The following is a 12,218-nucleotide window of genomic DNA, read 5'->3' as shown; positions in this document are numbered from 1 at the left end:
GGAAGAGTGCCAGTTGGAATCCCAATCGCAACACAATTGTCATTTCGTGTTATAGATAGCGTTATGCTATCATTCTAATTTCTTTGAAAGTACGCTAAAAGCCCAAATAACATCATGGAATAACGCTATGTACACATGCAGCCTTTTGGGTCACACCTAAGCTGCAGAAATTTCAGGCATTACCACGAAGTGCATAAGTCATGGAGAGAAATGTATATTCACATTCTCTAAATGGAGCTAGGGATGTCAGGAGAAGAACCGTAATATTTTCACCGAGACGTTTAGTAAAAATAAGGGAAATAGACCATATTAACTCTAGTGTCATTTAAATTAAGAAAGGGGGCATATGAACATGGAAATGGAATCGTATCATTTTGCAAATTTAGGTATTCATGAGGAATTAATGCAAGATCTTCGCAATCTAGAAAATCGTATGAAAGAGGAATTAGGGTACGAAATTGCGCTAATTGCGTATACCAAGGAAGCAGATGGGCTCCCAAGCAAGTAATACATATAGAGAAATAGGGGGAATGACGATGAAAGCTGTGAAAATGTCAGTCATCATGACGGCTGCCTTCGTCGGCTTGACGGGGTGTTCAGCAACGCACTCAAACAAACTAGAAAAGGCATCGCTGTCTATTCAGAGTGTAGGACTATCCGATTCTGAAGATGCGAAGCTTCGCGACCATATGAAGGAAATTGCACCTGCCAAAAAAGTAGATCAATCACGGATAGAGGAAGAGAATCCACATCACAATACCTATCTTTCCATGAACCGCGAAGTAGCTGATCAAGTGATGCAAGAGGCTCGTTTGGGCACAACTTCAATCGCAATGACGGATACGAATATCTACGTAGCAGTTGATATGGGAGAGTTCCAAGATCCAGGGATGAATGATCAAGTTAAGCGATTAAGCAAGTATAATGATTCAGCGACGGAAGCGGGATTATTCGGTTCAGGCATGGGCGCTCAAATGGATTGGGTATCTGCGAAGCCTTTACCTAGTGACAGCCTCAATGTGATTCGTCATGTCTTGACGCGTATTTATCCTGATTCGCATATTTTCATTTCGTCAAATGCTTTGTTCGTTAACCGAATGATGTACTACGACATGCAGCAACGAAAAAATAAACGCATGGATATGTACTTGCACGAGTTTAATACCATGGTGCAATATACGTTCAATAGTCCCAAATGAGTAATAAATACAAGGTTCGCGCCTACTGCAGCTCGAGAGTTTGTGAATATGTCCACAAAGAAGACGTGATGATTGCAATTAATTATGAAACGGCCTACAGCTTGGCGCAGGTATATAACGAATTTGAGTCTAAACCAAGCTGTCCTTCTTGTGGTGAAGCCATGGCTTTCTATGCCCATTCTGTCATTGAGGAGCCTTGGTTAACCTGATGAAGCTTGACAATTCGCGCTTTCCTGATAATAGTTAGAGAATAATGCAATCAGGAGAGGACTACCGACGCGATGATGACAGATTTTTTGAAAATAGATGGTTTACCACCAGAGGTTCGAGCGCGATTGGAGGAGCAAAAGCAAATCCTTCATTCCGCTGAGGACAGTAAGCTAATCGGAATTGCAGCATATGAAGCTCCCACAGAAGAGCTGCTCACAGATGCGATTTTGTCACTCTTTCTAGGCAAAAATGTACTCTTAAAGGGGCCGACAGGGTCTGGCAAAACGAAACTTGCAGAGCACGTATCCGCTATCTTTCATCAGCCTATGCACAGCGTGAATTGTTCCACGGATTTGGATGCGGAGGCGTTACTTGGCTTCAAAACACTAACACATGATGAGCAAGGCCGCAGTCAAATTGCGTTTATCCCCGGACCAATTATGAAAGCGATGACTAAGGGGCACTTTCTTTATATTGATGAGATTAATATGGCCAAACCAGAAACACTGCCTCTTATCAATGGTGTGCTGGATCACCGCAGATCAATAACAAACCCATTCACAGGCGAAGTAGTTACTGCGCATCCAAACTTCAGAGTTGTCGCAGCGATTAATGAAGGCTACATTGGTACTGTTCCGTTAAATGAAGCGCTGAAAAATCGTTTTGTCACTGTGGAAGTGCCTTATTTGCAAGGAGAATTATTGTTTCAGTTGTTAAAAAGCCGTTCCGTGTTGCGTGATGAAAAGTTGTTGCGTACTTTCGTACAACTATCTGCTGATTTGCTTTCCCTGATTGAAATGGGGCAACTGCCCGATGAAGCCGGTTCGATTAGGGCTTTGTTAGACGCGTGTGATTTGGCGGCGTATATACCACCTATGCGGGCAGTTACGCGGGCGATTGCGGATAAGCTAGAGGATGAAAGGGAACGTGCAGCTGTGATGAATACGGCTGAAACGTTACTGTAAAACCATGTTCGTAGGAAGCCTTAGCCGATTGGATGATAAAATCGATGCGCTGCTCCACATGCAGTTGGTGGATTTGGCTCGTTTATTTACGAAACGTGGAAAGCTGGAAGTTGAGGCTGGATTTCACGCGCATTATGATGAAACTGCTTTGCAAATGACGGTGAGTCAGTTTTGGTGGGACTATCCGCTTCGTGATAAAACAGCGGGTATGAAAAGCGATGTATATCTGCGTTGCCTTGGCAGCGCTTGGTTTACAGGAAAAGAGGCAGTGACTGCCTACCTCCATTACTGCTCAAGTGTCAGGCTTCCGAAGCTGGCGAATAGCTTATTTGCACTATGTGAGGATATGCGCTTGGAGCGAATTTGCCGCAGCCAACGTCCTGGAATGGGAGCTGTTTTTGCACATCGGCATCAGATCTTAGGTGGATATTTCGGGCATAAGCTCCGAACGCATGTGAGCAAAGGTGAGTTGGTAGATGCGTTATTGTTGATCATGTATGGTTGGTTTACTGGAAAGTCGTGGCAAGGGGAGTCGTTCTCTTCTGCGCTTGGCAGCGAGTTAATGGGCCGTTTGGGTGGACTCTATGCGATGCTAGAGCAAGTAGAGGAAGCGGCGCATACGGCTCAAGTTGCGGCTTTATGTGAAGCAATATTAGAGAATCTGTCCCCGTGCTTGGAGCGTGATGCTGTGTCTGCGTACTTCTGGACACAGCAGGGAAGCGGTAGCGCAGATCCCTTGCCTGCGGACTATAAAGGCGAGCTGAAGCGCGCGAAGCGGCTCGCCAACGATGATGTGCTCCCCGAGCAAGAGGGGGAGCGTCAACTGCCGGGCCAAGAGCGGATGCCGACTTGGCATCGTGAGAGCAGCGACCGCAGCCCAGGGCTGCTGCGGTTCGAGCTGGAGCGCGGCGCTCGCACCGCCGCGCAGGGCACTGCGCCCCGTGAGGGCGATGCCGCCGACCAGGCGCTCGCCATCACCCAGGGGCGCTCGCAGCGCGCCCAGCGCACCGGCGCCGCCGCTGAGCGGCGCCAAGGGCCTTCCGTGCCCGCTGCTGCGGGGCACGGGGAGGGCGAGGTCGCCGCGTATGCGACGGCGACGTGGCTCTTGCCTGAACGTCCTACTGCTGCGCAGGAGGACGGGTTCAGGCGCCTGAGCGAGCGCGCAGCGCCGCTCGCGAAGCCCTTGCAGCGTGCGATTCGGCGCACGCTGGAGCAGAGGCGGATCGCCCCGCGCGGCGATCGCCTATTCGGGCGGCTCGATAAGCGGCTTACGCGAGCCGTTACACAAGAGCTGCCGCGCCTCTTCTATAAGAAGCGCGCGCCAGTCCCTCAACTCGACGCGGCGTTCGCGCTGCTCGTCGACTGCTCAGCGTCCATGTATGACAAAATGGACGAAACCAAGCTCGGTCTCGTGCTATTCCACGAGACCCTCCGAAACCTGCGAATCCCCCACGAAATTGTGGGATTCTGGGAGGATGCGGACCGCGTAACAGAGCAGGAGGCACCGAACCTGTTTCAGGTTGCGGTGGACTTCGGCTCCTGCTTCGCGGCCGGGAGTGGAGCGGCTCTGATGCAGCTGGAGCCGCAGCAGGACAATCGCGATGGCTTTGCAATACGCGAGATGATGAAGCGGCTGCTGCGGCGCACAGAGCGGCAGCGCATCCTCCTCGTGTTCTCGGATGGGGAGCCTTCGGCAGCCCACTACAACGATGTCGGCATCCTGGATACACATGAAGCCGTTCTGCAAGCTAGACGCATGGGTATCGAGGTGATCAGCGTTTTCCTAGCGAATGGCGCCGTGCATGAAACACAGCGGAACGCGATGCGTAATATGTATGGGCGAAGCAGTATCGTTGTTCCCCATGTGGAAGGATTACATGAACAGCTTGTGCCGATTTTACGTAAGCTTTTGCTGAAATCGATCCACTCATGATCAGTTTATTCGAATTCGCTTGTCATTACCTACATAAACTCCAGTTACTTTTTCGGGATTTTCTAGATGTATCTCCTAAATCCTAAAATTAACTGGAGAAAATCCATTACTCGTTTGAAACTATCCCAATGACGCAAATTAGAAGTATTTTTTACATATTTCTATAAGTTTCCCCTTGTTGAGCCGCACGCAAAGTGACAGTCAGCATAACTTCCAACAGCTTATTCGGAAGATCTCATCTATCTTTTAACCTCAAAATCCAGTACAATAGATCAGGGTCATTCTAGGTAAAATTCGCCAAACTCCGACACTAATCGGATGAATCACATACGTAATCATCTTTTATAGCTTGTACTCATCTTTCATTTAGGGGGCATTTCATCACATGTACGGAGCACCATTATCCAACAAATCTAAGAAAATTATGCTGCTTGGCTCTGGCGAGCTAGGTAAAGAAGTTATTATTGAAGCACAGCGACTCGGTATTGAGACGATTGCCGTGGATCGTTATGCGAATGCTCCTGCCATGCAAGTTGCGCATCGCAGCCACGTTATTTCGATGTTGGATGGCGAGCAGCTTCGTGCGGTTATTGAGAAAGAACGCCCGGATCTCATTGTGCCGGAAATTGAAGCAATCGCAACGTCTGTTCTTGTAGAACTTGAAAAAGAAGGCTACCGTGTCATCCCAACGGCGACAGCATCCCGTTTAACGATGGATAGAGAAGGGATTCGTCGACTCGCTTCCGAAACTCTTGGTCTGCGCACAGCCAAATATGAGTTTGCCAATAGTCTTGAAGAATTGCACGCAGCTGTAGCGGTAATCGGGACACCTTGTGTGATCAAGCCGATCATGAGTTCTTCCGGAAAAGGGCAAAGTGTTTGCCGTACACCTGAAGGTGTAGAAGATTCATGGAACATAGCGATGGAAGGCGGGCGGGCCAAAAACGCACGTGTGATCGTCGAAGAATTTATCCATTTTGAATCCGAAATTACGTTGTTGACGGTTCGTTCAGTTTCAGGAACAACGTACTGTGAGCCAATTGGTCACATTCAAAAAGACGGCGATTACATCGAATCTTGGCAGCCGCATACGATGTCTGAGCAGCAAATTGTGGATGCACAGGAAATGGCAAAAACGATTACCGATGCACTTGGTGGTCATGGTCTATATGGGGTTGAATTATTCCTAACTGCAGATGGCGTATACTTCAGCGAAGTGTCCCCGCGTCCGCATGATACAGGGATGGTTACGATGGCTACGCAAGATCTTAGTGAGTTCGCCCTGCATGCGAGAGCGATTCTGGGATTCCCGATAACGGGCGTTCGCTTATTGACGCCAGGTGCCAGTTACACGCTGAAAGCCGATCGCGAGCAAGTAGAATATACCATTAGCGGCATTGACGAGGCGTTATCCGTACCGAATACGCAAGTAAGAGTATTTGGCAAGCCTGAAACCAAAGTAGGTCGCCGTATGGCGGTTGCCCTGAGTTCTGGGGAAACAGTGGAAGAAGCACGCAGATTAGCTAAAGAAGCAGCTGGTAAGCTCTCATTGAATTACAACTAAACTGAATGACTGAAGTACGCTATACCACGTCTGAAGTCATCATCCGGAGGCAAGCACTATGGAACCTAAAGCAGCAAGACTGTCTCGAACCGTGTTGACAGAAATTATTTTGCCGGCGGACACGAACTACCATAACACAGTGTTTGGTGGTCGCGTGATGCAATATATTGATAAAGTTGCGACGATTGCCTCCATGCGCCATTGTCGTAAGAGTGTGGTAACAGCTTCGAGTGATAGCTTGGATTTTTTCGCACCGGTAAAGCTAGGCGAGGCTATTCAGTTGGAAGCATTTGTTACGTGGACGCATCGGAGTTCGATGGAAGTTTATGTGAAAATCGAGTCCGAGAATCTACTGACAGGTGAAAAAAAACATACAGCCACATCGTTCCTGACGTTTGTTGCCTTAGATGACGCGGGGCAGCCGTGTCCAGTCCCAGGTATTATTGCCGAGACGGATGAAGAAAAAAAGCTGTTTGAATCCGCGGAAGCACGGTTTACAGCGCGAAAGCTTCGTAAGGAAGCGCGTCTATAAGCTATACGTTTACCTGATACAGCTAGCAGTTCCCAAGGAGGGAACTGCTTTTTTTCTTTGGAAAAAGTGTCCAACTCACAACTTTTTATTTGGTTAAGGAGTCAAATGAAGAGAGGATTACATGCCTCCATTTTATTTTCACAGAGAAGGATGAAGAATTAGTGGGACTTGTTGATATGAAACAACGGATAGGCAAACGATTTCCATTCTTATATGGGCTGCGCGTCAAGCAGTTGATGTTACAACGAAGCATTCTCAATTTAAATCCTAAAATCAAATATGCTTATGTTAGAAGTCCTCAGCCATTTACTTATATTGCAAAGAAGCACAAATCTATACTGCGGCGGGTGCTCGGCAATACGGATCCAATTTTACAAGAAAATAAGATCGTGAATTTGAAAATCGCGCTGAGGTATGTGGATGGGATCGTCATTCATCCAGGTGAGACGTTTTCCATTTGGAAGCTAATTGGTGTGACTAGTAAAGAAAAGGGGTATATCGAGGGTCTCATGCTCTCTCATGGCGAAGTTCGTGTAGGTACGGGAGGTGGTTTGTGTCAGTTAGCGAATATGTTATATTGGCTTGCTTTACATACGCCGCTTGTGATCAAAGAAAGGCACCATCACAGCTTCGATCTATTCCCTGACGACCGTAGAGTAATCCCTTTTGGTACGGGAACGAGTGTATTTTATAATTACGTAGATTTGCAATTTTATAATCCTACCGAGAATCGGTTTCAATTTCATCTGGAGGTCACGGAAGCGTACTTAGAAGGCTCGATAAGCTGTGATAATGAACTGACTTATGATTATCGAGTGAAAGAGAAGAATCATTCGTTCTACGAAACTTCAAACAAGTGGTACAGAGGCAACGAAATATGGCGACAAAAAGTAAATAAACATGATGATTCAATCGTTGATGAAGAGCTAGTTAATGTGAATCACGCAGAGGTCAAGTATATGAAATCTAATGGAACTCAGGAGAACGAATGAAGAGAGAATATGTGAAGGATTTTCTCATTTTCGGTTGGAAACAGGCGTTATGCTGCATTTTTCCAGTTATCATCTTTTTGACATTAGCTGTGTCCAAAGCAGTATCCCTGCCATTCGTACATCGCTATGATTTCATTTTACTTGTGTGTATTCTCGCGCAATTAGTATTGGTATGGACGAAGATAGAGAGTGTAGATGAGCTGAAGGTTATTACTGTATTTCATATTATTGGACTTGGGTTGGAGTTGTATAAAGTACACATGGGATCGTGGTCCTATCCAGAGGAAGGCTTGACGAAAATAGCTGGAGTCCCGCTATATAGCGGTTTTATGTATGCCAGTGTATCGAGTTATGTGTGTCAGGCGTGGAAACGTTTTGATCTACATCTTGTTAATTGGCCTAGCAAATACATGGCGATCCTGGTATCGATAGCTATATATGCTAATTTTTTTACCCATCATTTTATGTATGATATTAGGTGGATTCTCATTGCCTTGATTGGAATCTTATTTTTTAAGTCACATATTCGGTTCACAGTCACCACCCAAACCTATCGCATGCATACGATCCTTTCCTTCATGTTAGTTGCTTTTTTTATTTGGCTGGCTGAAAATATTTCAACCTTTCTTGGCGCTTGGCGCTATCCTGATCAAGAAATTTCTTGGCGGATTGTTCATTGGGGTAAAATTAGTTCTTGGTTTATGTTAGTCATTATTACGATCATCATCGTCGCGGAATTGAAGCGTATCAAATATCCAAAGCAAGTTAAAGGTGCATGAAATAGCGAAACCCCCGGAAGCACTTAGCCTCTGGGGGTTCTTTTTGCAATTCGTTTATTTCGCTCCGCCTTCGGCAAGGATGGTTTCCCAAATAGCGCCTTTACCGTAAAGGTCTTTGTTCACTTTGTCCCAACCACCTAGGTATTCGATATTGAATAGGCCTGGAGGTGTTGTGTAATTTTTCTCATATTGCTTAGCCACTTCAGGAAGAACAGAACGGAAGCCTTTGTCAGCGAATACTTTCTGAGCATCAACAGAGAACAAGTAGTCATAGAACGCTTGAACAGCTGCACGATTACCATGCTTATCAACATATTTATCAATAATAGCAACTGGATTTTCAATGGAAGTCGTGTATTGTGGAATAACTTCAACATATTTCTTGCCCGTTTGAATACGAGCGACAAGTTCATTCTCATACGTAATAATCGCATCGCCTACACCTTTATCGAAGGTCGCTAGGGAATCCGCGCCGCTCTTATCGAGGACTTTAATGTTTTTGTATATTTTAGCTACGAGATCTTTGGCTACAGCAGGGTCTTGCTTACCAGCAGCTTCAGAAATTTTGAGTCCCGCACCGTAGACAGCATTGATATCCCATTTAGCACCACCAGAAGTGCTTGGGTTCGGAATGAGGACTTCAACGCCTGGCTTTGTCAGATCAGACCAATCCTTAATGCCTTTCGGATTCCCTTCACGCACACCGATAGCGGCGATAGAAGTTGTTACGAAACCTTTTTGTGGGGTATTTTTCCAGTCGTGAGTAATTAGACCTTTTTCAACGATTTTTTGAATATCGCCTTCAAGTGAGAGAGGAGCGATGTCCGCTTCGAATCCTTGAATGATAGCTGTAGCTTGGGAACCGGAAGCAACATAGGATTCTTGGAATTCAACCGTTGTGCCTGTCTTCTTCTTATATTCTTCTTTGAATTTAGGCAGGATTACATCAAAGGAATCTTTCAAAATGGAGTAAGCACCGACTGTAATCGTTACTTTTCCGCCGTCAGCTTTCGGTGTTGTACTAGCCGCAGCCGTTGCAGCTGTCGTTGCAGCAGCAGATGGAGCACTTGTGCTAGCAGTCTTCGTTGAGCCGGATCCGCAAGCTGTAAGAGCAATACTTGCTGTGAATAAAGCTGCTGTAACTAGGCCAAGCGTTTTGAAATTTTTCATGGTTAACAACTCCCCTTCTTTTCTAAAGCTTATTTGGTATTGGTTATATGAAGACAGGCTGTGGATCTTGTTTGGCCTGATTATCAATCCAGGTTGTACCTGTTTGGGTAAATACGGAAATCTGGTGGATAAGAATATTAACTTCATCGCCAACTTGATAAATGCGTTCTTTCACGGGCTGATAGGCGAAAAACTTGATATGACCTGTATCCACTTCTAGATACCAGGAATCCCCGCGGAAGTGAACATGCGTTACTTTGCCTTTTTCACCAGCTGTAGCCAGATGACTTACATTGTGCGGACGAACTTCGATGTTCTCAGGACGTATAAGTACATTTACATGTGGAAGCCATTTGCCATCTTGTTGAAGATCTGCAAGTGTAGGGAATCCGACAAGTGGTGAATAGGAGGGAATTACATTGGATTCACCAATGAAAGAAGCTGCGAACGATGAGGCAGGCTTCGTATAAATTTCCCATGGGCTTCCTTGTTGTTCGATTTTACCGCCTTGGACCAAGATGATTTCATCAGCAACCTCAATCGCTTCATCCTGATCATGCGTTACGAAAAGGGTCGTTACTTTGAACTCGTTGATTAAATTTCGCAGCCAGACGCGAAGCTCTTTACGAATTTTGGCATCGATCGCGGCGAAAGGCTCGTCGAGTAGAAGCAGCCGTGGTTCAGGAGCTAGCGCTCTAGCGAAAGCTACCCGCTGGCGTTGTCCGCCTGACAGTTGGTGCGGATATTTTCGCTCATGGCCTGCGAGTCCCATTAAGTTGACCAGATAGGTTACGCGATCCTGAATCTCAGCTTTCGATTTTTTGAGCACCTTCAGCCCATATGCGACGTTTTCAAACACTGTCATATGTTTAAATAGCGCATAACTTTGAAAAACGAAGCCGATGCCTCTTTCTTGAACCGGAAGATGAGTGGCGAGCTTGCCATCGAAATAAATATCACCGCTAGTCGGGCTTTCGAGTCCGGATAGCATCCGAAGGATGGAGGTTTTACCGCCGCCGCTCGGTCCAATCAAACCGACAAGATTCCCTTCTTTTATTTTGAAATTAACATCTTTGATCGCATGAAAGTCGCCGAAATGTTTATTCAGGTTGGTTACTTCAATGTGCATGTGGGGATCCTCCTCCATGATTTCTTGTTGCTTCGCTTCTTCGTTTCAACCACTCTAGCGATAATAATATCGTAATGGAGATGAGACCTAATACGAAGGCCACGCTATTGGCTGCTACGAGCTGGAATTGTTCAGCGTCTTGATAGACAAGAGTCGTTGCTGTTTGTGTTTGATTAATGATGTTCCCTGAGACAACTAGAATGGAGCCGAATTCACCAAGTGAGCGAGCTATCGTCAAAATCAAGCCATACACGACGCCCCAACGAATACTCGGCCATGTCACTTGGAAGAATGTGCGAATGGGTCCAGCACCTAAAGTTGCGGAAGCTTCTTCGGACTGTGTCCCAATTTCTTCTAATAAGGGAACTACTTCACGAACCATTAAAGGGAAGGTAATAAACATGGTTGCAATAACCATCCCGGGAATCGCATAAACGATTTTCATATTATGATCTTCGAGGAATGTACCGAGTGCCGTGTTGGGTCCGAAAATCAAGATCACCATTAAACCTACAATGACAGGTGATACCGCAAATGGTAGGTCGATCAGAGCATTAATGATCGGTTTCAACCAACGTGAAATCCATGAACCTCTAACAATTTCTAAGGAAATATAAATTCCGATAATGGCATTGAGCACGGTAACGATGCTTACGATAATGAATGAAATCTTTAATGCGTGCAGAGCTTCTGGACGAACAAGTGCATCAAAGAATGCACCAGGGCCATCTTCAAATGCGCCAAAGGTAATCCCTAAGAATGGCAATATGATTAGTAGGAATATAACCAAAAAAGAAATGCCAATCAATAACTTTCTCATGCTAGCCGCCCCTTTCCGCGAGTCCATAAATGGATTCCCCATAAAATCAGGACGGAGAGTGTCAGGAGCACAAGTGAGATAGCAGCTGCACCTTCAGGATTGTAGTTCTGTGTTTCACCATATATATAGACGGAGGCGACCATCGTTTTACCGGGTAAGTTACCGGAGATCAAGGAGATGGCACCAAACTCTGCAAGTGATCGGGAGAAAGCGAGCATACTACCAGCAATCGTACCAGGCAATAGCGCTGGCAATACGATGCGATAAAACGTATAGAATCTGTTTGCACCAAGTGTGAAACTCGCTTGTTCTTCTGCTGGATCAATCTGCTCTAATAGTGGTTGAACCGTTCGTACTACAAATGGGAAAGTAACAAAGACTAAACCAATAACAATTGCTGTTTGATTGTAAAGCAGTTTGATTCCAACCGAGTCTAGCCAAGCTCCTAGTGGACTTTGTGGTCCTAGTAGAGTGAGGAACATTAGGCCTGCAACGGAGGTCGGAAGTGAGAAAGGAAGATCAACCATACTGTTAAGGATGCTCTGTCCCCGGAATCGATATCGGACTAGGACATAGGCGATTATCGTTCCTATTACTGCTTGAATGACCGTTGCAACAATACTTAACTTCACTGTTAACACGATTGATTTCCATGCTAAAGGTCCTGTGACTTCTTTCCAAAAAGGTTCCCAGCCTAATGAAAATCCTTTGACGTAGATGGTGGCAATGGGGATAAGAAGAAGCACAATTAAGTAGCCTATAAGCACGGATCGAACCGTCGCTTTAAAAACCTTGTTACGCATGGAGCACCACCTATTCTTATAAAGCATACCAACTTACTTGGTTTTATTAAAATGACTATAACAGCGCCAGGATTATTCTGTCAATAAGTAATTTTGGGGTAAACAGGTGATGTTAAGTATTT

12 protein-coding genes are annotated in these 12,218 nt (G+C 45.7%); 8 read left to right on the top strand and 4 right to left on the bottom strand.

All coding sequences use genetic code 11. The features are described from left to right. Positions 1–352 precede the first annotated feature (352 nt). The 8 genes from L6I86_RS04325 to L6I86_RS04290 all read left to right on the top strand — a co-directional run bounded on the left by L6I86_RS04325 (position 353) and on the right by L6I86_RS04290 (position 8,174). Positions 353–508, top strand: a complete 156-nt coding sequence (locus tag L6I86_RS04325; RefSeq protein WP_236284919.1) for a hypothetical protein — start codon at positions 353–355, stop codon at positions 506–508. Positions 509–536: 28 nt separating this feature from the next. Further along, a complete protein-coding gene (locus L6I86_RS04320; RefSeq protein WP_236284918.1) occupies positions 537–1,199 on the top strand; it encodes a hypothetical protein in 663 nt (220 codons plus the stop codon). Positions 1,200–1,483: 284 nt separating this feature from the next. Continuing rightward, entirely contained in the window at positions 1,484–2,374 is an 891-nt protein-coding gene (locus L6I86_RS04315; RefSeq protein WP_236285660.1) for an ATP-binding protein, read from the top strand. Between the two features lie 28 nt (positions 2,375–2,402). After that, positions 2,403–4,307, top strand: coding sequence for a nitric oxide reductase activation protein NorD (locus L6I86_RS04310; RefSeq protein ID WP_236284917.1), 1,905 nt, complete (start codon positions 2,403–2,405; stop codon positions 4,305–4,307). Positions 4,308–4,692: 385 nt separating this feature from the next. Next, entirely contained in the window at positions 4,693–5,871 is a 1,179-nt protein-coding gene (gene purT, locus L6I86_RS04305; protein ID WP_236284916.1) for a formate-dependent phosphoribosylglycinamide formyltransferase, read from the top strand. 58 nt (positions 5,872–5,929) lie between these two features. Continuing rightward, the gene (locus L6I86_RS04300) at positions 5,930–6,403 is read left to right on the top strand and encodes an acyl-CoA thioesterase (RefSeq protein WP_056621059.1); all 474 of its coding nucleotides are present in this window, start codon (positions 5,930–5,932) and stop codon (positions 6,401–6,403) included. A gap of 176 nt (positions 6,404–6,579) precedes the next feature. Further along, the gene (locus L6I86_RS04295) at positions 6,580–7,395 is read left to right on the top strand and encodes a VanW family protein (RefSeq protein WP_236284914.1); all 816 of its coding nucleotides are present in this window, start codon (positions 6,580–6,582) and stop codon (positions 7,393–7,395) included. Beyond that, complete coding sequence (locus L6I86_RS04290; protein ID WP_236284912.1) at positions 7,392–8,174, top strand: DUF817 domain-containing protein; 783 nt, start codon at positions 7,392–7,394, stop codon at positions 8,172–8,174. The genes L6I86_RS04295 and L6I86_RS04290 overlap by 4 nt, the downstream gene beginning before the upstream one ends. A gap of 54 nt (positions 8,175–8,228) precedes the next feature. On the opposite strand, the gene L6I86_RS04285 is transcribed toward L6I86_RS04290, so the two are convergent. Genes L6I86_RS04285 through cysT form a run of 4 tightly spaced genes read right to left on the bottom strand, consistent with a single transcriptional unit; the run spans position 8,229 to position 12,096 of the window. Beyond that, on the bottom strand, positions 8,229–9,344 hold the full coding sequence (locus L6I86_RS04285) for a sulfate ABC transporter substrate-binding protein (RefSeq protein WP_236284911.1): 1,116 nt from the start codon (positions 9,342–9,344) through the stop codon (positions 8,229–8,231). A gap of 43 nt (positions 9,345–9,387) precedes the next feature. Further along, positions 9,388–10,473 carry an ABC transporter ATP-binding protein gene (locus L6I86_RS04280; protein WP_236284910.1) on the bottom strand — a complete coding sequence of 362 codons (1,086 nt, stop codon included), beginning with the start codon at positions 10,471–10,473 and terminating at the stop codon, positions 9,388–9,390. Continuing rightward, positions 10,463–11,293, bottom strand: coding sequence for a sulfate ABC transporter permease subunit (locus L6I86_RS04275; protein ID WP_056621067.1), 831 nt, complete (start codon positions 11,291–11,293; stop codon positions 10,463–10,465). Before L6I86_RS04275 ends, L6I86_RS04280 begins: the two co-directional genes overlap by 11 nt. Next, positions 11,290–12,096, bottom strand: coding sequence for a sulfate ABC transporter permease subunit CysT (gene cysT, locus L6I86_RS04270; protein WP_236284909.1), 807 nt, complete (start codon positions 12,094–12,096; stop codon positions 11,290–11,292). The genes L6I86_RS04275 and cysT overlap by 4 nt, the downstream gene beginning before the upstream one ends. Positions 12,097–12,218 lie beyond the last annotated feature (122 nt).

Source organism: Paenibacillus allorhizoplanae, assembly GCF_927798215.1.
GTDB lineage: Bacteria > Bacillota > Bacilli > Paenibacillales > NBRC-103111 > Paenibacillus_E > Paenibacillus_E allorhizoplanae.
This window is presented reverse-complemented; position numbering and strand designations above follow the sequence as displayed.